The sequence below is a fragment of the Acinetobacter sp. YH12041 genome (assembly GCF_013419975.1).
Taxonomy (GTDB): Bacteria; Pseudomonadota; Gammaproteobacteria; order Pseudomonadales; family Moraxellaceae; genus Acinetobacter.
On record NZ_VOZC01000016.1, the window covers coordinates 1 to 20,895 of the forward strand.

The following is a 20,895-nucleotide window of genomic DNA, read 5'->3' on the forward strand; positions in this document are numbered from 1 at the left end:
GAATAATTCAAGTGAATTTGTTTGAAAGAAGAACTTTAAAAGCTTTATTTTCACCCGATAAAATACCCATAAAACAAGAGGAAGCTCATTTGAGCTTCCTCTTGTGAAAAATTGTGGGACAGCAATGGCCTTAGGGCCTCTTTTTTTTATTTGAGTTATGAGTTTACGTAAGTTGTAGGAATCTTGTGTAATCAGAACCTTATAAAATGTTGCGAAAACAATAAAATACCCACCAAAGCTCAACAATATCCTTTAATCCCTTCCATATAAACTACGCATCTGTTGAATGATCTAGGGACACATATCATGTTTACAGATGGAAGAATTAAAACCTATGATGCTGTACGTGGGACTGGGAGTATTGAACTAAAAAATAATGCACAGGAGCTTAATTTTCAGTTAGATCAACTACCTTCACCTGAAATCGCGCCTCAAGTCGGAGAACGACTTAAATTTAGAATAATTGAAGAGCAAAATACGATTCAGCTGGAGAATATGGTACGTCTGGATATCAAGCATCAGGAAGAGTTCGTTTCTGAAGTAGTTGTATTACCATCTCTAGCTTCTACTTCTGCAATAGTCAATCCGGCACGCAATACTATTTTCTTTAGTCCCACACTCTGGTTGATTCTGGTAACAGCGATTGGATTTATAATTTTTGGAGAAATTTAAGTTAGGTTCTCATTTATTAAGATATTTGTCTCATCCTTCAAATAAAAAAAGCATCTTACGGTGCTTTTTTATTTTTAGAATTTAAAACGCTTTTTGAATACAATAGTTAAAAATATCAAACAATAGAGTGAATTATGTTTTTAGAGGGGAAGATCAAGACCTATAACGAAGAACGAGGTTTTGGTTTTATTGAGATAGCGGGTGAGTCAAAAGATTTATTCTTCCATATTAAAGACTTTCCAAATAAGAATGTGCCACCAAAAGTTGGGGAAAGGTTAAAGTTTCTCAAAGTACAGGATGCAGGCAAGTTTAAAGCAGACAATATTGTGCGTTTGGATCTCAAAACGGAAACCCCTCGACATACGCCTCAGTCACGAGCATTAGAAAATAAGCCTCGTATTACTCAACGAAAACAATCTCAAGAGAAGAAAAGTAGCTTTAGCACTTACATTGGACTTCTGATTATGATTGGCTTAGCCTATGCGGTTTATAACAAATATCAGGATTGGCAAAGCAGCAGAATACAGCCAGTAGAAGTGCAACGTATAGTTGAAGAACCACAAGTACAGCAGAATTTTAGCTGTGATGGACGACAGCATTGTAGTCAAATGAGTTCATATGAAGAAGCTTTATACTTTTTAAGAAATTGTCCAAATACCAAAATGGATGGTGATGGCGATGGGATCCCATGTGAAAGCCAATTTGGACATCGGTAAATAAAAAAAAGCGCCAAAAGGCGCTTTTTTTTATTGAAAGTGAAATTTATGCTTCACAGAATTTCATAAAGGCTTTAAGACCTGGTCCTTGATATTTTTGGCGGTGTACCAGCATAAATAAAGGACGGGTGAGTGACCAGAATGGAGTATTCAGAATGACCAGTTGACCTTTTTCCTGCAAAGGTTCAATCGCCAGCTTGGAAATACAGGACATCCCTAAACCACCTGCCACAATCTTCAGAATCGCTTCATTATGACCTAGAGTCAGACGAATATTGGCATCAGGTACATCTTTTAAAATGGCATTATCAAAGACTTCACGAGTTCCTGAACCTTCTTCACGTAAAATCCATTCAACCGATTTAAAATCTTCAGCAGTGAGCGGACGGTTTAGCTGAGCTAGAGGATGATCCGGCGCACAGCATACTGCCAGTTCATCATCGCGCCAATGAATACATTGCAGTTGTGGTAAATGGCAAGAACCTTCAATCAGGGCCAAATCTAGCTGGAACTGATTTACGGCTTCGATCATTTGACGGGTATTGCCGACCTGCAGTTGCAAGTGAGCCTGTGGCTGGATTTTCAGGAAATCCGCCATCAGATCTGGCATCAGATAGTCGGAAATGGTCAGCGTCGCACCGAGACGAAGGTCAATGCTTTGCAGTTCACCTTTGGCTGCCTGCTCGAAAGCTTCACAGCGGCCAAGGATTTCAAGAGCTTGCGGGAGAAGAAAACGACCTAAGTCATTGAGCTGTAAACGCTTACCAAGACGGTCGAATAAAGGCGCGCCAAGACCATCTTCTAAATCTGCTAAAGCCATACTCGCCGCACTTTGGGTGAGTTTGACTGCATCACTGGCTTTGGTGACGGTGCCTTCTTGAGCAACTGCTACAAAAACAGCCAACTGGCGTAAAGTCATGCGCATGAATAGAGCCTTAACATTTAAAAAATATTAATAAATTATGCTGTCATGCTACCATGAGCATAGTCTTTGATGCCACGTTTGAATCATGTCTATTGAAAAATTTAGCTTAGAAAAGGTTTTATCTGTACACCGTTGGACCAATACGCTGTTTAGTTTCACCATGACCAGACCTGCGCATTTCAAGTTTACGGCAGGACAGTTTGCGCGTATTGGCTTGAAAGTGGGGGATGAACTAGTCGTTCGGGCATATTCAGTCGTGTCATCGCCTTTTGATGAAACGCTGGAATTTTTTTCGATTGTGGTTCCGGAAGGGAAATTTACTTCGAATTTACAACATCTTAAAGTAGGCGATGAACTCTACTTAGAGAAAATTCCCTATGGTTATCTGACGCTTGCACGTTATCAATTGCCATTGCCACAAGATTTATGGCTGCTTGGTACTGGTACGGGTCTGGCACCATTTTTATCCATGCTGCAAGACTTTGAAACCTGGAATAAATATAAACATATTAACCTGGTTTATAGCGTCCGTACGCAAGACGAACTGGCTTATGTCGACCGTATTCAGGAAATTGCCGAGAGCTTTGGTGAAGGTCATACAGGTTTTAAATTTATTCCAATCATTACCCGTGATCCTGAAGCAGCACTTCACCATCGTTTACCTATTTTGATTGAGAATGGGGAACTTGAACGGGCAGCAGGACTTCAGCTTAATCCTGAAACCAGTCACGTGATGCTCTGTGGTAATCCGGAAATGGTGGAAGATACCAAAGAAGCGCTAAAAGCACGTGGCCTGACTATGAACCGTCGTGGTGAAGGAAATATTGCGGTAGAGAATTATTGGTAATTTCTTTAGAGTTTCTCCCTTTCTAAAAGGGAGGTTAGGAGGGATTGAAGTTAGATTATTTGTCAGTTCTTGAATCCTCCCCAACCCCTCCTTTGCAAAGGAGGGGCTTTTACCTCTCCCTTGCGCAGCAGTGCTGCTCATCGCTTAAAAGGAAAGGGAGTTACATCCTTCTTTAAATTAGAAATGGATTAAAACTGAAAATATTTTCAAGTTAAAAAGAATCCCCCCTAAATCTCCCTTTGTTAAAGGGGGACTTTTATTTTTTTAGGCACAAAAAAACCTCCGTCATGGAGGTTTTTTTACTATTCAGGAATTAATGTACAAACATATCCATAAAGTCACGGATTTCCTGAATGGCAGTATCTGTATCAGTCGTTAACCAGGTCGGCTCAAAGAAACCAGCATAATGCTCGATCCGATCCGCAGGCACAACTAAACGTACCGGACAATCTTCTTCCAGTAAGCGCCATGGAATAATCGGAACGTCATTATCTAACCAGGCCGCAACATTCCGTACATCAATGACCATGGCATTAATGCAGTCCGGAAAAGGCATCACCGACATCTCTTCAGTACGGCGGCGGAAATATTCCAGATCCTGCCAGCGTAGCATAAAACTTGGTTTGCTAAATTCAATGATTCCAATCAGATGCTGATCACGAGTGTAGTGCAAAGCACATTGATGTGTGACGTCAGTGTCAAGATCAAGCGATACACTCTGTTGACGATACGCCATAAAACTCAGGTGCATGAAAAATAAGGTGGATAATTATAACGTATTTTGCGCAAAGTAGCAGGTATATTGAAAAATGGTATTTTTACAGCATGTTTTAGCCCACTTAAAATGTGCTTAAAATTTAATAAAATCATAGTGGTATATTGTTTATTTTATAGACAATTCAATTCCTGATGAATCAGCTAAAAACTGCCAGTATCAATTGTCTCGGAAGAGAGTTTCTAACCATAAGACCATAGTATGTTCAGGCTAGAAAATGCCTTTTTTTGAAACTAATACCAAGTTCATCAGACTCATACATATAACTTACATCCATTCACTATCTCACCATCTTTTGTCACAGAAGCTGTGATAACTGCTTGTTATGATAAAAATCTACTTATGAATAAGAAAGAGTGAGAATGGTCATGGTTGATGATTTTAATAAAAAACCACCTTTGCATGATCAGGCAGCAATTACGCAGAAGAAGCGCATTCCTGTCTATATCCTGATTTTGGTCGGTATCTTTTTACTGGCAGTCCTGTTCTATATGTTTGCAGATGTGAAGCCAGATGCGCCTGCGACCCAGCCTAATACACCAGTACCAGCGACTGAAGCCCCTGCCAATAATGGTAGTCCGGCGGCTACTCCAGGCGGTGAAAGCAATGAAGCAATGGCTACTGCAGATGATGCGATGACAGAAGCAACAGCCACTGTAGGCGAAATGTCACAAGATACAGCAGAAGCTACTGCAACTGATGCTCAACAGGCCACCCAATAATTGAGATTGTTAAAAAAAGCTCTGGTTAATGACTAGGGCTTTTTTGCAATAGGTGGTGATGTTTTTCAAAGTTCTGTATCTCCAGGCAAGCTAAGCACAGGAAGTCCAAACTTTATAAACAATCGGAAAGAGCTGAAGATTTCAAAAATAAGCTCGTGAATTCAGATAAATAGCGTAATAACAAAGAGGGCAGAAAACATGAATGATTATATGAGAGGCCCACGTGGTGGCTATGATGCCATGTACTACTGGGATCAGTTTCATCCAATTCTTAGTGCAATTGCCATATTAGTCCTAGGTTGGATTATTGCATTACTCGTCTCGGCAGGTGTTAAAAAAATCTTGCAAAAACTAGGGACCAATACACACTTAAATGCAGCGACAGGACATCGCTCTAATGTCGAGAGTATTATCGCTCGTGTTGTGTTCTGGATTATTCTGATTATTGCGGTCATCGGTGCGCTTAATGTACTGAATCTGACAGCAGTGAGCGGACCATTCAGTAATATGATCCAGCAGTTCCTGCTCTTTATTCCACAATTGCTGGCGGCTATTGCTGTGGCCTTTGTTGGGTGGATTGTGGCGAATCTGGTCAAAGTCGGCTTGCAAAAAATGCTTGACCGAACCCAGCTGGATGAAAAGCTGAGTGCTGAAGTCGGTGTCAGTCCGATTAGCCAAAATATCAGTGAAATTGTTTACTGGCTGATTTTACTGCTGTTCTTGCCAATCGTCTTGTCGATTCTAGGTCTACACGGTTTACTACTACCTGTGCAGAACATGCTAACTGATGTCGTAAGTTATCTGCCTAATATCTTCATTGCTGCAGTTATTGTATTTGTCGGATACATTCTGGCAAAAATCGTTCGCGGTATAGTTGAAGGTTTGCTCAACAGCTTGAATATTCAACATCAAGCTGAGAAAGTCGGCATTTTCAAAAACTCAAATGTCGCTCAACTGATTGGTTCATTCATCTTCGCAGTCGTAATTATTACGTCATTAATCATTGCATTTGAAGCACTGGGTATTGAAGCAATTTCTCAACCAGCAACTGCAATGCTGTATGAAATCATGAATGCCATTCCAAATATCATTGCAGCTGCACTGATACTGATCCTGGCTTATGTGGTGTCTAGACTGGTAGCACGTCTGGTGACTGAAGTCGTTGCCGGAACAGGCGTAGATGAGGTTCCAGCTAAACTGGATCTACAACGCTTCCTGGGCAAAACCAAACTATCAAGTCTGGTGGGTTACCTGATTGTTCTGTTCACCATGCTATTTGCGGTTTCTGAAGCAGCGGACCGTTTAGGCTTTGAACAGGTAAGTGGCCTGATTGCGATGTTCATCTACTTCGGTGCAAACATCCTGCTAGGTGCTGTAATCCTAGTGATCGGCTTCTGGCTGGCCAATGTAGTTGCCAATATTGTGCAACGTGGTGAATACAACAGTTCACGCTGGTTAGCGAACTTGGTTCGTGTATTGATCATGGGGCTGGTCATTGCGATGGGTCTACGTGCCATGGGCATTGCTGATTCGATCGTGAATCTGGCCTTCGGTTTAACTTTGGGTGCTGTTGCAGTGGCCTTTGCCTTGGCCTTTGGTCTCGGTGGTCGTCAACCAGCAGAACGTGTACTGACTGATTTGATCGATAAAGCTAAACGAGAAGCTAAAGAACCAAATCCTTTGAAAAATGAAACTAATATCATGACTTCAGGTTTAGGTGCTGATGTCAGTGGTACTACAGGTGCAGGCAGTTCAACTACAGGAGAAAATATTGTGCCGAATCAAGATCAATCACAAGATGACAATGCGCCAATGCGTACCAATTTATCCAATAGTACGCCAGCGACCTTGACCACTGCACCACAGGATGATGAAGCTTCAGGTGTAGACCAGGTAACACCAGATGTCGATCAGGCTGTACCGGATTCTCTTCAAGTTGATCCAACTCATCCGCCAGCGAATAATCCATTTGGTTCTACAGGTGAAGAAGAACCGGATGTCGATAGTCATCCAAAAAAAGATGACCCGAATTAACCTGTTCTATTTAAACAAAATCGGCCACGCTTGAGTGGTCGATTTTTTTAATTATGAGGAAATCTGAATGAATGCCAAGAAACCGAATAATCTGTTAGCACCCTTAGTGATAGCAGGCATTACCATTGGCTTTTTTACAGCTGCTTATCGATTTGTCTTTGTGAAAAGCAAACAGGATGAGCAGGCCAAAAAAGAGCTGGATAAGAAAATACCTGATCCAGACGAATTTAACTAAACCAGAACACAGCTCAGTCACTACACATAGAATTTATTTTTTAAAAAATATAGAATATTCAAGTGAATACTAAAATGATTTTGGTATTTTTCTTGCATTAAAAATATAAAGAAAAAGGAGATCAATAAGATGTGGAAAACATTGCAGCATAAATTCATAGCGCCTATGGCAGATCAAGTACCATCACATCTGCAGGAAGCGGCTCAGAAAATGCAACTGACGATTGACCGTTTAGAAAATACGGCCAATCTCAACCTGTTTAAAACGGATTATCTGGAATAAGCGAAGTATTTTCTCTTCCCAGATTATCTTTGTATTAAACATATTCCGATGCGGCATGTGCTGATGACCATGCCCATTGGAAGTTAAAACCTCCCAAATGACCAGTCACATCCAGTATCTCACCCACGAAATATAAGCCTTTCTGCTTTTTGCTTTCCATGGTTTTAGATGAAACTTCGGTTGTATCCACACCGCCCAAAGTCACCTCGGCTGTACGGTAACCTTCAGTCCCAGAAGGTTTCAGTTCAAAGCCACTTAAACGCTTGGCAATCTGTTCGAGCTTGTCATCACTAATATTGCCAATAGATGTTTCAGCTATTTCAGGCCAGATCAGATTCTGTAATTCTAGTACTACGCTCTTTGGTAAATGTTCGGTCAATAGTGTACGTAGCAATACTTTAGGCTGACTCTGTTTTTTAGATTTAAAGAAATCAAACAGGTCGACACTTGGCAAGAAATCGACCTTAAAGCTTTGACCAACATCCCAGTAATTTGACAGTTGTAGGGAGCTAGGACCGCTCAGACCACGATGGGTAAACAGCAGGGCTTCGGTAAAACTGTTTAAATTATTAGACAGAGTGGCTTCGACTGCATTACCACTCAGACGGGTGGTAACTTCCTTGAAACTATCCGAGAAAGTAAAGGGCACCAGACCAGCACGGGTTGGATAGACATGATGTCCAAACTGTTTGGCAATCTCATAGCCGATGCCTGAACCGCCTAGAGTGGGAATCGATAAGCCGCCTGAAGCAACCACAACCGATTCCACTTCAAAATATCCTAAAGAAGTGGCTACCTGAAATCCCTGATCGTCTACAGCATTGACAGCTTTCACTTCGCAGTTTGTTTTGATCTCGACCAGACCGGTTTTGTCACATTCAGACAGCAGCATCGCCAGAATTTCTTTGGCACCATTTAAGGTAAATAGCTGTCCGTGTTTACGTTCTTCATACTCGATGCCATATTCGCAGACCATGCCAATAAAATCCCAGTTGGTATAGCGGGTCAGTGCTGAAATCACGAAATGCGGATTGTGCGAGATGAAATTTTCAGGTTCGACATAGAGGTTAGTGAAATTACATTTGCCGCCACCGGACATCAGGATTTTCTTACCCACCTTATTGGCTTTTTCAACGACTACGACTTTTCGACCACGTTGTGCTGCCATATAGGCCGTCATTAAACCTGATGCACCTGCACCTATGACCAAAACATCGTATTGCTGAACAGACATGACACACTCAAGGGAGAAGAAAGGGGAGCATTATAGACAATTTTATTTCAGCTTTCTCTATTCCTGAAGGGCGCTGCCCGAATTACAACGTATTAGCGAATATTTATCATAAATAATTTGAAGCAGCTGGCGGATTCATGCATAGTTTTGTCATGCCTAAAAAATAATCACAATGAAAGGAATAATTTATGACGGATACGGCAGCATACAAACAATATAATCTGATCAGCTATATTCTTCATCTACTGGGTTTTTTCCTGGGAATAACCCCATTAATCGCCATCATCATGAATTATATCAAACGTGATGAAATGCGGGGCACCTGGCTAGAAAGTCATGTGGACTGGCAGATTAAAACTTTCTGGTTCAGCTTGCTGGGTTATATTCTGGGTGGTTTGCTCACTGTAATTCTGATTGGTTTTGTGATTATTTTTTTGGTCTTTGTCTGGCATGTCTATCGACTGGTAAAAGGGCTGATAGCATTAAACGAAAATAATCCGATAGGCATTTAAGTTTCGATCAGTACTTTAAGGCAATTAAATATTACGACCTTGTAGTCCACCAGTATGCAGGATTAGTAGCTTTGCTTCTGCTGGAAAATAGCCTGTTTCAATCTGGTCAGAAATTCCCTGCAGCATTTTTCCCGTATAAATCTGCTCTAAGGCAATATCATATTCAGCTTCAAAGTGCTGTATAAACTGGATCAGTTCAGGAGTGGTTTTGGCATAGCCACCGCAACAATAATCATCGAGAATGGACCAGTTTCTTTTCGTGGTCAGCTTAGCCACCTCCTTATTCAGGAAATCGCCTTTTAAGGCAGAAAATCCTACTACCTGTTGATGAGGCTGGCTGGCTTCAATCAAACCTGTAATCGTGCCACCAGTGCCTACAGCACAGCAGATCACGTCAAATTGTGCATCGCCGTCCTTTAGAATCTCCTGACATCCCCGAATCGCCAATGCATTAGTACCGCCTTCAGGAATGATGTAATGTGCAGGAAACTTTTGTGCTAACGCTTCTAGATAATTAGCGTCCTGTTTACGTCGATATTCTTCACGACTCACAAAATGTAACTGCATGCCAAATTGTTGTGCCAACGCTAAAGTAGGATTTAAAGGCTGATGGGCCAGTTCCTCACCCCGAATAATGCCGACACTCTCAAAGCCAAACTGCCGTGTTGCAAACGCCGTTGCGGCAATATGATTGGAATAAGCGCCACCAAAAGTAAGCAGCTTTTTAAAGCCAAGTTGCTGTGCTTCCAGAAAATTGTATTTCAGTTTAAAAAACTTGTTGCCTGATATTTGCGGATGCACCAGATCCAGACGGCGTATGGTTACAAGCCTGTCTTTCAGCCAGATGCGCTGGTCTGGAATATGCTGGGCGATTTTTTCAAACATGGTATTTTCATAGGCTAAGAATGAGCAAATTATAGCGAAATAGAATCAGCAGGATGACAGAATCATGAGCTCCTTAAACTAAGAATAAAATTTCGTAGATTGTCACAATTTATATGCTGAAAATTTAAACAAATTTGCTAATCTGAATCTTATAGGGAACTTAGAGGAGGATAGAATAATGAAAATACTATCCTGTACGATTTTAAGTGTATTGTTCTTAGTAGTCTTATCTGGCTGTGATGATCCGCTGAATAAACCTAAAACTGATACACGAAGCATGATCATTGGCGGAGTTCCGGTGCATGACCATGATTATAAGATGCTTGATTCATCCCTCACCGTTCAAGACCAACTGAAGAAATAGCAGGATTTCGCACAAATATTGCATCATTTGTGTAGAAATATTAAAGCAAAATAAATTATTTTTACTTAAAATAAGCCATTCATTTTAAGTTTGGATGGTCACGTGGAATCATTTTGGATTTTAGGTTCAATTGCCTTTGCCCTCATGTTAGGTGCAATGAGCCCAGGACCAACATCTATTTATGTAGCGAAAAATTCAATTGCGATCTCACGTAAGCATGGCTTATTTACAGCTTTAGGGACTGGTACTGGGGCGGCTATTTTTGGTCTGCTAGCAGTCCTAGGTTTACAGGCATTCTTGCTGGCTGTGCCGTCTGCCTATCTGGCGCTTAAAATTTGTGGTGGTTTATATCTGCTCTGGTTGGCTTTTAAAATTATCAAGCATGCCAAAGAACCGATCGATGCAGGCGATGACAGTCAAACTCAGATGTCCTTACGTCGTGCTTATATGACAGGTTTGATTACCCAATTATCTAACCCAAAAATTGCCATTGTATTGGCCAGTATTTTTACTGCACTTTTGCCTAAAGAAATTCCAACCTACTTTTACTTTGTATTGCCAGTTTTATGTTTCTTTATTGATGCAGGCTGGTGCTCGCTGGTGGCTGTTGCACTTTCTGCTGAAAAGCCACGTCGAGTATATTTGAAGTTTAAAGCTGGCTTTGACCGTGCAGCAGGGGCGGTCATGACCGTGCTTGGCTTAAAGCTGATTTTTGGGATGAAGTAATTTTCCAATTATCGCAGACTATAAAAAGCCCCGATGATTCGGGGCTTTTTTATCTGGTGCTTAAAAAATATTTTCTTCGGAATTAGCCGAGATCCGGTGAATGGACAAATCCGCACCAGTAAATTCTTCTTCCTGACTCAGACGAATACCGATCAATACTTTCAGTAAGCCATAAACCAGGAATCCACCTGCCAGAGCCACTACAATCGCCAGAACTGTACCGAATAATTGTGAAATGATAGAAACACCACCCATGCCTCCGAGCCATTGCTGACCGAATACACCGACAGCTAGGCCACCGAAAGCACCGCATACGCCATGCAAAGGCCAGACCCCTAATACATCATCGACTTTGAGTTTATTTTGGGTATAGGTAAAGAGTTTTACAAAAATCACGCCTGCGCTGATCCCGATAAATAACGCACCCAGTGGATTTACCACATCAGAGCCTGCACAGATGGCAACCAGTCCGGCTAATGGACCGTTGTGCAAGAAGCCAGGATCATCTTTACCCGCTACTTTTGCCGCAATAGTTCCACCGACCATCGCCATTAGAGAGTTAATCGCAACCAGCCCAGAAATGGCATCCAGGCGCTGTGCACTCATCACATTAAAGCCAAACCAGCCAACAATCAGAATCCATGAGCCTAAAGCAAGGAAAGGGATAGATGAAGGGGGATGTGCAGTAATCCGGCCATCATTTTTATAACGTCCATTACGCGCACCAAGTAAAACGACCGCAGCCAGAGCAATCCAGCCCCCCATGCCATGCACAACCACAGAGCCGGCGAAATCATGGAAGCTGGCACCGAAGGTATTTGCCAACCAGTCCTGAAAACCAAAGTTGCCATTCCAGATCATCCCTTCAAAAAATGGATAAATCAGAGCAACTAAAAATAATGTCGCTAAAGCCTGCGAACGCATTTTAGCCCGTTCAGCAATGCCTCCCGAGATAATTGCAGGAATAGCTGCGGCAAAGGTCAGCAGGAAGAAACAGCGCATCAGGTTATAACCATGATCGGCCGCTAAAGTAGAGGCATCGTGGAAAAAATGCTGACCATAGGCAATATAATAGCCCACCAGAAAGTAAGCGATGGCAGATAGGGAAAAGTCAGTGAGAATTTTACTTAAGGCATTGACCTGATTCTTATGGCGAACTGTCCCTAGTTCTAAAAACGCAAATCCTGCATGCATGGCAAGCACTAGAACTGCACCGAGAAGGAGAAATAATAAGTCTATATTTTGCATTGTGCGTTCCAATTTAGTGCATAGAATCACAAAAGAAATCCAGTATATAGAGGCAAACTGATTCGAAAAGAGTTACTAGCAAGGGAAATTTTGATAAAGAATTTCTTGAAACTGACAAGACTCGATATAAGGCACAATAGAATTTTATGCACCAAACTAAGACATCATAAGAAAAGATAAAATTTAAATTTATATTTTGTTTTTTAGATATTTAGCTTTAACACGAGAAATGGTGTGTTAAAAATGTGTGCTAAAGGTGCACATGAAAAGTGAAAGGATTTTTAAGAAAAAATTTAAAAAAATTAAGTGAATGGTTATTTTGAATTGCAAAAGTACATCATGGTTTTAAATTTTAGAAGTCATATAGGCTATTAATTAGCTATATCTCCAATAAATAAAACCCTAACGAATTAGGGTTTCATCCGGAGCTAAAATCTGAAGTATTCAATTAATCTTTAAAATGCACAGGAATCCACTGATAGTTCTTTCCATCTTGTGAGTAAATATGACCGATTCCAGGGAAGGGTAAATGTGGCGCTGCAATGGTCTGACCTTGCTTTGCGTATTCAGCGAAATGTTTTAAACGGGTTTTTACCGCAGTTTTAGGATCAACATCGAATTCTATTGCCGTTTCAGGTTTGTCGAATTGCAAGGTATGTGAATGGACGATGTCACCCACAAAAACCACTTCTTGACCATCTGCTTTAAGTTTAAAGCTGTAATGCCCTGGGGTATGACCAAAGGATGGCTTAAACTCGATCCCACCAAAGGCTAAAGATTTATCAGAAAAGACTTTTACTTTTTTAGCTTTTTCATAGGGTGCAAGGGCTGCTTTAATTTTCTCTACGGTACCTAAGAAACTTTCCTGCTGGTCTTTCGGTAGTTTTTTAACAGTATTTGGACTCAGCCAGTAGTCATATTCGGTTTTGGAAATATATAAAGTGGCATTTGGATAATTTGCTGCGCCGTTATTTGAAATGCCACAAACATGGTCAGGGTGGAGATGAGTCAGGAAAATACCACTCACTTGCGCAGGCTGATAACCTGATGCTTTGAGATTGTTATAAATTGATCCTAAGTGTGCACCAAAGCAACTTGCAGCACCGCTATCCACCATGAGTAGTTGATTGCCTGTATTAATCAGGAAAGCATTGACAGATGTTTGTATACCTTTGGCTTGATCGGCATGATACTTCTTCAAAATTTCTGTTTTTTCTGCATCATTTAGGCCTTTAAACATCGATGGATTTAAGTAGTTAGTACCATCGAGCAGGGCAGTAATCTGAGTATTACCAATTTGGTGATGGTAGTAGCCAGCGACTTGTTTTTGTGAAGCAATCGTTGCAGGTTCAGCAGCCTGACTCACACTTACACCTAAAACAGAAAATGAAAGTAAAGAAGTGAGAAAGGATATCTTTAAAATATTCATGGCAATTCTTATGGTTGTGAAGTTTATGCTATGTATTAGCATGTAAAGCATGAAAATAGAATATAAAAATATTTACCATTTTTTAAAGAGAGAAGAGGAATTGAATATCTGTACTAGGCATTCAGTTTGAATCTGTATATTGATTTTATAAGGAAATAAAAGTTTTTTTATCTAAAAATATTTTTATAAATAAATTACTTAGATAAATTTCACTTTTATAAAAAAGCCCGTTAACATGGGGTATTGCAAACAGCCTTGGGTATCGCTATGAGTTTTTGGAAAAAGAAAAATAATGCAGCATTTGTATTTTTCATTATAACCTTATATTCATTGCTAGGCTTCGGCATTGGCTATGTCATCTGGGAATTTTTCCTCGATAAATAAGTGCTATCTGATTTATAGAGCGAACTAAAAAAGCCTCTAAAGATAGAGGCTTTTCTATGTAGTGTATAAGTCTTTAAGTATTGATTGATCCAAGTATTTTGTACCTTAGAGACTGGCTGTAATTTAGGTATTGTTAATCTAATAATGGTAATAGCCAGCGACCTGTTTTTGGTGAGGGATAGATTTGGTTTCTGTATTCTGAGCAATTGTGATGGCTGTTGAACTAAGAATTAAGGTAACGAGGAGTAGTTTTAAGTTTTTCATAGGAATTTTTCAAATTATAATAATTAGCTTTTATTTTATATGATTTTGGGTAGAGGGGAATATGCTTTTTAAAAGTACGAATGTTTGGCATCAAAAAGATAATTTAAGTTTGGTTTTGTTTTTTGGGCAGCGATTAGATGAACTATTCTTTGATTATACTTTAGATACATATAAACCCCCTGCATTAAATCCTACATTTATTTGTAGAGAAGCTCTTGCCTTAATTAATGAAGTAGAAAATGAAACTATAGATAGAAATAATTTAAGTTTTGTTTTGGAGGAGCTGGAATGGGCATTAAGAAATGACCTAGTAGTGAAAGAAATACTTGCTTTAGAAATAGAAACTTTTATTTTGAATGGTGAAGATACTAAATTAAGTGATCTAAAATTAAGGCTGGAAGTTCTAGAAAAGCTATTGAATCCAATAGAATATTTTAATATATGCTGTTCAATGATATTTCATCAGATATCCAATTCTGGTTCGAAGAAAAAAATAAGTAAATTGGCTACTTTATTAGCTTCATTATTAATAAATGTTGGAATTTCTAAGCAACATATTTATGAGAAAACCAAAGATTTCTTTTTTAGCGATCGAGAGATTGAATCTGTTAAGGACTTAATTAATTTTTTTGAAAGTATATCTCTAACACATCATAAGTTTGAAATATTTTTTTTAGTTTCGAACGAAATTTTAAAGGTAGATGAGGCAATAAAAATATTTGACATAAGTATTATCAACGAATTGCCTAATAATTTAAAAAAATTAGCTAAAGAACAAAAACTTAAAAAAAGTAAATCTGAAGTTTGGGTACAAATTGATTCTATTGAAACTTATGATAGGCATACTGCTAGACGTTCAGCTGAAAATAGTTTGGAAATGGTTAGTGATTTATTTTCTCTATATTCGCATAAAGCTAAAATCAAATGGAGATCCGAAGCTATTATCACACAATGTTGTGAAGATGTAGATAGAGTTATTAAAACTGCTAAGAGTCCAATGAACAAATGTGTAGATTTAAAGCCTCATTTAGCCTCTAAAAAACTTAATTATTTTTTAGAAAATATTAGCTTAAGACGTGATGCGATCATTAAGTTTAATCGTGTTGTTGATCTTCATTCAGCTGCATTAGATAGTGATTTACCTGAGAATCAATTAATTAATATATGGATAGCAATTGAGACTTTGATTCCTTCTACTATTAATGGAGGAGGTAAGGTGAAAAAGATATGTAATGCATTAGAGCCTATCTTATTGAAAAATTATATCCAGAGGTTAATAGTTAATTTGGTTAAAGATCTTATAAAATGGAGTCGTACCAAGTTAACTAATATATTAAAAAGTATTGATAATTATAAAATGAAAAAATTAACTCAATTGGTATTAGAGTTAATATGTTTAGAAAAATATGATAATTTAAGAAAAAAATTATATCAGGAATTAGAAAATTTTCATCTTTTGAGATATAGATGTTTCGAGATGTATGAAATATTAAAAAAGCCAGAAAGTGTTATTGAAAGAATTACATTGCATGAAAAGAAGGTTAGATGGCAGGTAAGAAGAATTTATCGTACTAGAAACTTAATAGTACATAGTGGAAATTCTTTACCCTATATTGATACTTTAATAGAAAATTCTCATGATTATTTGGATCAGGCTATTAATGCTGTTGTAGAGTATTCATGTGGAATGTTAGAGGCAAATACATTAGAACAAGTTTTTGAAATGGCTAAATTGGATTATGAATATTATTTCAAAGAACTTAATAAAATTGATAAGTTTGATGAAAATAACATAACTATATTTTTAAGTTAATATCTTAAAAATATAGTTATAAAAATAAAAAGCCCCTACAACGTAGAGGCTTTTTTCTATCTAAGGCCTAAATCTTAGGACACTTTATCACCCGGTTTAGCACCAGATTCAGGTGAAATCACCCAAACACCTTCGCCATTACCAGCCGCAAGTACCATACCGTTTGAAATACCAAAACGCATTTTACGTGGAGCAAGGTTAGCCACCATTACCACCAGTTTGCCTTTCAGGTCTTCCGGTTTATAGAACTCACGGATACCACTGAACACATTACGTGATTCAGCTTCTCCAACATTTAAAGTCAATTGCAGTAGCTTGTCAGAACCTTCAACAATTGCAGCTTCTAGAACTTCAGCGACACGTAGGTCAACTTTGATGAAGTCATCAATCGTGATGATTTCAGCTTCACCGACTTTAGGTTCAGCTTTCTTCTCTTTGGCTTTCTCTTTTTTCTTCTCAGCTTTTGCTGGTTCAGCAGCAGGTGCAGCTAAAGAATCTTTAGATGCATCGACCATCGCAGCCACAGCTTTTGGATCAACACGTTGCATCAATGGCTGGAACAGTGCAATTTCATGACCAGTTAGAATTTCTGTACGAGAAGCAAAGTCGAAAGAAGCCAGTTTCAGAAAGTCTTGAACTTGAGCAGCCAAGGTTGGTAACACTGGAGCTAAATACACAGCCAATTGACGGAACAGGTTGATACCTACAGAACACACGTCGTGAACCTGTTGTTCTTCACCTTCAACTTTCGCTAAAGCCCAAGGTTTTTTCTCATCGATGTACTGGTTGGCTTTATCTGCAAGCGCCATGATTTCACGGATCGCTGCCGAGAATTCACGGGTTTCATAAGCTTTGGCAATCGAATCGCCAGCATCAATAAAGCTTTGAACCAGTTCAGGCTCAGCACAAGTTGCACTTAACTTGTTATCAAACTTGGTATTGATGAATTTTGCACAACGGCTTGCAATGTTTACGACTTTACCCACTAGGTCTGAATTCACTTTCTGAACGAAGTCATCCAGATTCAGGTCAGAATCTTCAACCTTGTCAGAAAGTTTAGAAGCAAAGTAATAACGCAGGTATTCAGGGTTCAAATGCTGTAAATAAGTTTCAGCTTTAATGAAGGTACCACGTGATTTCGACATCTTCTGACCATTCACAGTCAGGAAGCCATTCACGAATAAACCGGTTGGGGTGCGGTAGTCTGCACCTTCCAGCATTGCAGGCCAGAACAGGGCATGGAAGTAAACAATATCTTTACCAATGAAGTGATAGACTTCATTTTTAGAATCTTTTTTCCAGAAATCATCGAAGCTTAAATCAGGACGTTTAGTTTTGATGTAATTCTCGAAGCTCGACATATAGCCGATTGGCGCATCCACCCACACATAGAAATATTTGTTTGGCGCATCAGGAATTTCAAAGCCGAAATACGGTGCATCACGTGAGATGTCCCAGTCGTTCAAGCCATTGTCAAACCATTCATCCAGTTTGTTGGCGATAGATACGGGTAGACGGCCTTCGTCACGGGTCCATTTTTGCAGGTATTCACCAAAATTTGGCAGTTTAAAGAAGTAGTGATCCGAAGATTTCTCAACAGGAGTCGCACCGCTTAAAGTCGATTTTGGATTTAATAATTCAGTCGCGTTATAAGTCGTACCACAAACTTCACATGAATCGCCGTATTGATCTTCTGCCTTACATTTTGGGCATGTACCCTTAATAAAACGGTCTGACAGGAACATGCCTTTTTCAGGATCAAATAACTGGGTTACAGGGCGAACTGCAATATTGCCGGCTTCACGGTTTTTGATATAGATTTCTGAAGCGCGGGCGCGGTTGGTATCACTGTGGGTAGAGTCATAATGATCGAAATGCACACCGAAACCGTCAAAGTCACGAATGTGTTCTTTTTGCACATTGGCGATCTGTGCTTCAGGTGAAATGCCATTTGCCTCAGCACGCAGCATGATCGCTGTACCATGAGCATCATCCGCACAGACATACGTCACGTCATGACCCATTGCACGCATCGCACGTACCCATATATCAGCCTGGATATAGCCGAGTAAGTGACCCATATGAATCGGGCCATTGGCGTAAGGAAGGGCATTGGTGACTAGGATTTTACGCACGGATTCACTCTCTCATTCGTATTCATTATGCAATGGGCCATAATTTTACATGATGCAGAAGGGATTACAAAGAAATGCTTTTACATAAGCGTTAGGAATAAATCAGGCTGAATATTCAGAATACAAAAACTGGCTATAGACGGGAAATTGACCCTTAAAAATTCGATTGAGATAAGTTGATGCTACTTCCTGCAAGCAATAGCAACAACATGTACAGGCTTTGTTGCAGTTTGCTTAATTCCCCCACGTCATTGCATGCTTTGTGCTAAAAATTTGGCTGATCATTTTTATTATGACGCCTTAGGAGGGTACTCATGACTCAGAATAACCAGACAAGTACTTCAAAACAGAATCAAGATAAAGAACAACATGCACGAGAGCTGCATGACAAGATTGAACAAGAGCAAAAGCAGAATGAGATTGATAAACAGCATAAGCAGAAACATGAAGAAGTCCTAGAAGCCCAAAAAAATGGTGCTGATGAAAAGTCTGGTCATCAGCAAGACTCTAAAGCATCTGGTAATCAGCAATCAGAGCAAAAAGATGCGTCTAAAAATGACCAATCTAATCATGGTGATCAATCAGATAAAAAAGCTGAAAGTACCAAAATGGATGACTTAAAAGCGAAAGCCATCGCGATCGGTGAAGAGCTGTTGCAAAAAGGCGAAAAGATTCTGAATGAGCTAAAAAATGGCAAATCAGACAGCCAGAAAAATGGCGAGCAAGGTTCAGATGATTCGAAAAAGGCACAGGATCAAAGTTCTGGAGATAAATCGGCAAATCAGGCTGACCAGGATCGTATGGCAAATTTAAAAGATGAAGCGCTACATAAGTTTGAAGATACTAAGGTCAAAATTAGTGAGTTGGTGAATGAAGCTGCTACGAAACTAAATGAGTTGAAACAGATGGCGGCTGAAACCATGACTAAAATGAAAGGCGATGATCAATCTCAGTCAAGTGATTCAAAAAAGCAGGATCAGGATTCTTCATCTAAAGAGGCTAAGGATAAGGACCAAAATTCAGATCAGACCAATAACAAAAATGATGCTAAAAAGGATCAGGATAAGGCTGATCAATCTGGGCAAAACAAGACCGATCAAGATAAAAATCATAAATAATCATTTCATGTTGAAAGCCACTTCATTTAATTTTTGAATGAAGTGGCTTTTTAATGGATACTATCTAGTTAATTTTATTTAAAATTTTAAAATATCAATAATATAAAACAATAAATAAGATGTAATGCTGACTTTATAAATTTTCTTCCCTGTAACTCTTTAAAACCAAGTAAAATAGTTGGAAATTATATTTGTCTTTCAGGCTTCTGAATACAGATCGCTTAACCTGAGCCTAAAACCTCGTTAAACTAAGCTATTCAGATGTCTATCTATATTTTTTGGAGTAACCTATGTCCTGGCTTTCTTCGCTTAAATCGGTTTTTTCGCCTTCCAAGGAGGTGAACGAAGAAGCTGTGCAGAACGTACTGCAAAATTATATCTTGCCAAATTCTAGTAATGCACTGAAAGACCGGATTACTCAGGTCAATGTGCAAGGTGAGATACTACAGATCACCATTAATACCTATCCGGAAGAAAAAGAGCAGCTACAGCAGATTCATGATGAACTGGCGGATGCGCTAGAGAAATGTGGTATTAAAGAACTAAACCTGCATGTGATTCAGCAAAAGACGGGTCATAAAAAAGAAGGCGGTTGTGGACATCATCATGCAGAAGGCGAGAGCTGTTCCAGCCAGCCGCAAACTGCTGCTTCAAAATCGAATCTGCCACCTGTAGTTGATGCTTCAGGCAGCGTAGCTCAAGCAGAAGCTGATCCAAATAATCCACCGATCCAGAAAGCTGCTCCACAGCAACGAGATGTACCCAAACATCCACGCATTCAGAATGTCATTCTGGTCTCTTCAGGCAAGGGCGGTGTTGGTAAATCAACCACAACTGTGAACCTGGCTTTAGCTTTGCAAAAATTAGGTTTGAAAGTGGGTGTACTGGATGCGGATATTTATGGTCCAAGTATTCCAACGATGCTCGGCAATGCCGGCAAAACCCCGATGATCGAAGCCGAACAGTTTGTCCCACTCGATGCCTATGGTATGGCAGTGCTGTCGATTGGTCACTTAACAGGTGATAATAATACGCCGGTTGCTTGGCGCGGTCCGAAAGCAACAGGTGCCTTGATGCAGCTATTCAATCAAACTTTATGGCCAGATCTGGATGTATTGATGATTGATATGCCACCAGGTACAGGTGATATCCAGTTAACGCTCGCTCAGCGTATTCCGGTAACGGGTGCAGTGATTGTGACCACACCGCAAAATGTGGCATTGCTGGATGCAACTAAAGGTATTGAACTGTTTAACCGTGTGCAGATTCCAGTGATGGGGGTAGTCGAAAATATGTCGACCCATATCTGCTCGAACTGCGGTCATGAAGAACAGATCTTTGGTACAGGCGGCGGTGATAAACTGTCAGAGCAATACAATATTCCATTGCTCGGCCGCTTGCCTTTGAATGCAGTGATTCGTGAAAATGCCGATGCCGGTAAGCCTTCAGTGATTGCTGGAGATGATGCTGCTGAAAGTTATATGGCCATTGCCCAGAAAATTGCAGCAAAATTGCCAAAAGCAGAAAAAGATAAAACTCGTATTTTCTAAGATTCTATAGTGAAAAAAAGAGAGC

General features: G+C 39.7%; 22 protein-coding genes. 14 read left to right on the forward strand and 8 right to left on the reverse strand.

Annotated elements, in window-relative coordinates:
• Positions 1-243 (reverse strand): hypothetical protein (locus FTU00_RS15500; protein ID WP_218951793.1); only part of this gene is annotated, 243 nt, incomplete at its 3' end.
• Between the two features lie 63 nt (positions 244-306).
• Here FTU00_RS15500 and FTU00_RS11840 point away from each other — a divergent pair.
• Complete coding sequence (locus tag FTU00_RS11840) at positions 307-672, forward strand: hypothetical protein (RefSeq protein ID WP_004785062.1); 366 nt, start codon at positions 307-309, stop codon at positions 670-672.
• Positions 673-806: 134 nt separating this feature from the next.
• The gene (locus FTU00_RS11845; protein ID WP_180159266.1) at positions 807-1,388 is read left to right on the forward strand and encodes a cold shock domain-containing protein; all 582 of its coding nucleotides are present in this window, start codon (positions 807-809) and stop codon (positions 1,386-1,388) included.
• 46 nt (positions 1,389-1,434) lie between these two features.
• Here FTU00_RS11845 and gigC read toward each other — a convergent pair whose 3' ends face one another.
• Positions 1,435-2,313 (reverse strand): LysR family transcriptional regulator GigC, encoded by an 879-nt coding sequence (gene gigC / locus FTU00_RS11850; RefSeq protein ID WP_159124400.1) that lies wholly within the window; start codon positions 2,311-2,313, stop codon positions 1,435-1,437.
• An 85-nt stretch (positions 2,314-2,398) separates the two neighbouring features.
• Here gigC and FTU00_RS11855 point away from each other — a divergent pair, with 85 nt between their 5' ends.
• Complete coding sequence (locus FTU00_RS11855) at positions 2,399-3,160, forward strand: ferredoxin--NADP reductase (protein ID WP_180013600.1); 762 nt, start codon at positions 2,399-2,401, stop codon at positions 3,158-3,160.
• A 313-nt stretch (positions 3,161-3,473) separates the two neighbouring features.
• Here the strand turns inward: FTU00_RS11855 and FTU00_RS11860 are convergent, their stop codons facing one another.
• The gene (locus tag FTU00_RS11860) at positions 3,474-3,896 is read right to left on the reverse strand and encodes a hypothetical protein (protein WP_005237048.1); all 423 of its coding nucleotides are present in this window, start codon (positions 3,894-3,896) and stop codon (positions 3,474-3,476) included.
• A gap of 407 nt (positions 3,897-4,303) precedes the next feature.
• Between FTU00_RS11860 and FTU00_RS11865 the strand changes: the two genes are divergently transcribed.
• The 4 genes from FTU00_RS11865 to FTU00_RS11880 all read left to right on the forward strand — a co-directional run bounded on the left by FTU00_RS11865 (position 4,304) and on the right by FTU00_RS11880 (position 7,208).
• Positions 4,304-4,657 carry a hypothetical protein gene (locus FTU00_RS11865; protein ID WP_034702043.1) on the forward strand — a complete coding sequence of 118 codons (354 nt, stop codon included), beginning with the start codon at positions 4,304-4,306 and terminating at the stop codon, positions 4,655-4,657.
• A 198-nt stretch (positions 4,658-4,855) separates the two neighbouring features.
• Positions 4,856-6,691: a mechanosensitive ion channel gene (locus tag FTU00_RS11870; RefSeq protein ID WP_159124398.1), complete on the forward strand. Its 1,836-nt coding sequence runs from the start codon at positions 4,856-4,858 to the stop codon at positions 6,689-6,691.
• A gap of 67 nt (positions 6,692-6,758) precedes the next feature.
• Complete coding sequence (locus FTU00_RS11875; RefSeq protein ID WP_180012014.1) at positions 6,759-6,926, forward strand: hypothetical protein; 168 nt, start codon at positions 6,759-6,761, stop codon at positions 6,924-6,926.
• 129 nt (positions 6,927-7,055) lie between these two features.
• Positions 7,056-7,208 carry a hypothetical protein gene (locus FTU00_RS11880; RefSeq protein WP_180179759.1) on the forward strand — a complete coding sequence of 51 codons (153 nt, stop codon included), beginning with the start codon at positions 7,056-7,058 and terminating at the stop codon, positions 7,206-7,208.
• 34 nt (positions 7,209-7,242) lie between these two features.
• Here FTU00_RS11880 and FTU00_RS11885 read toward each other — a convergent pair whose 3' ends face one another.
• Positions 7,243-8,442, reverse strand: coding sequence for an NAD(P)/FAD-dependent oxidoreductase (locus FTU00_RS11885; RefSeq protein ID WP_180179760.1), 1,200 nt, complete (start codon positions 8,440-8,442; stop codon positions 7,243-7,245).
• Positions 8,443-8,630: 188 nt separating this feature from the next.
• Here FTU00_RS11885 and FTU00_RS11890 point away from each other — a divergent pair, with 188 nt between their 5' ends.
• On the forward strand, positions 8,631-8,954 hold the full coding sequence (locus FTU00_RS11890; RefSeq protein WP_004785040.1) for a hypothetical protein: 324 nt from the start codon (positions 8,631-8,633) through the stop codon (positions 8,952-8,954).
• Between the two features lie 24 nt (positions 8,955-8,978).
• Here FTU00_RS11890 and FTU00_RS11895 read toward each other — a convergent pair whose 3' ends face one another.
• The gene (locus tag FTU00_RS11895) at positions 8,979-9,839 is read right to left on the reverse strand and encodes a 1-aminocyclopropane-1-carboxylate deaminase/D-cysteine desulfhydrase (RefSeq protein ID WP_180179761.1); all 861 of its coding nucleotides are present in this window, start codon (positions 9,837-9,839) and stop codon (positions 8,979-8,981) included.
• A 178-nt stretch (positions 9,840-10,017) separates the two neighbouring features.
• Here FTU00_RS11895 and FTU00_RS11900 point away from each other — a divergent pair, with 178 nt between their 5' ends.
• Positions 10,018-10,203, forward strand: coding sequence for an NF038215 family lipoprotein (locus tag FTU00_RS11900; protein WP_180179762.1), 186 nt, complete (start codon positions 10,018-10,020; stop codon positions 10,201-10,203).
• A gap of 102 nt (positions 10,204-10,305) precedes the next feature.
• Positions 10,306-10,929 (forward strand): LysE family translocator, encoded by a 624-nt coding sequence (locus FTU00_RS11905; protein WP_004785033.1) that lies wholly within the window; start codon positions 10,306-10,308, stop codon positions 10,927-10,929.
• Between the two features lie 60 nt (positions 10,930-10,989).
• Here FTU00_RS11905 and FTU00_RS11910 read toward each other — a convergent pair whose 3' ends face one another.
• Positions 10,990-12,177: an ammonium transporter gene (locus FTU00_RS11910; protein ID WP_180179763.1), complete on the reverse strand. Its 1,188-nt coding sequence runs from the start codon at positions 12,175-12,177 to the stop codon at positions 10,990-10,992.
• A 448-nt stretch (positions 12,178-12,625) separates the two neighbouring features.
• Positions 12,626-13,606 carry an MBL fold metallo-hydrolase gene (locus tag FTU00_RS11915; RefSeq protein WP_180179764.1) on the reverse strand — a complete coding sequence of 327 codons (981 nt, stop codon included), beginning with the start codon at positions 13,604-13,606 and terminating at the stop codon, positions 12,626-12,628.
• Between the two features lie 267 nt (positions 13,607-13,873).
• Between FTU00_RS11915 and FTU00_RS15700 the strand changes: the two genes are divergently transcribed.
• Positions 13,874-13,990 (forward strand): hypothetical protein, encoded by a 117-nt coding sequence (locus FTU00_RS15700; RefSeq protein ID WP_373683639.1) that lies wholly within the window; start codon positions 13,874-13,876, stop codon positions 13,988-13,990.
• Between the two features lie 325 nt (positions 13,991-14,315).
• Positions 14,316-16,067, forward strand: a complete 1,752-nt coding sequence (locus tag FTU00_RS11920; RefSeq protein ID WP_180179765.1) for a hypothetical protein — start codon at positions 14,316-14,318, stop codon at positions 16,065-16,067.
• A gap of 74 nt (positions 16,068-16,141) precedes the next feature.
• Here the strand turns inward: FTU00_RS11920 and metG are convergent, their stop codons facing one another.
• On the reverse strand, positions 16,142-18,202 hold the full coding sequence (metG, locus tag FTU00_RS11925; protein WP_180179766.1) for a methionine--tRNA ligase: 2,061 nt from the start codon (positions 18,200-18,202) through the stop codon (positions 16,142-16,144).
• 314 nt (positions 18,203-18,516) lie between these two features.
• Between metG and FTU00_RS11930 the strand changes: the two genes are divergently transcribed.
• Positions 18,517-19,320 carry a hypothetical protein gene (locus FTU00_RS11930; protein ID WP_180179767.1) on the forward strand — a complete coding sequence of 268 codons (804 nt, stop codon included), beginning with the start codon at positions 18,517-18,519 and terminating at the stop codon, positions 19,318-19,320.
• 290 nt (positions 19,321-19,610) lie between these two features.
• Positions 19,611-20,870, forward strand: a complete 1,260-nt coding sequence (gene apbC, locus FTU00_RS11935; protein ID WP_159124392.1) for an iron-sulfur cluster carrier protein ApbC — start codon at positions 19,611-19,613, stop codon at positions 20,868-20,870.
• Positions 20,871-20,895: the final 25 nt, after the last annotated feature.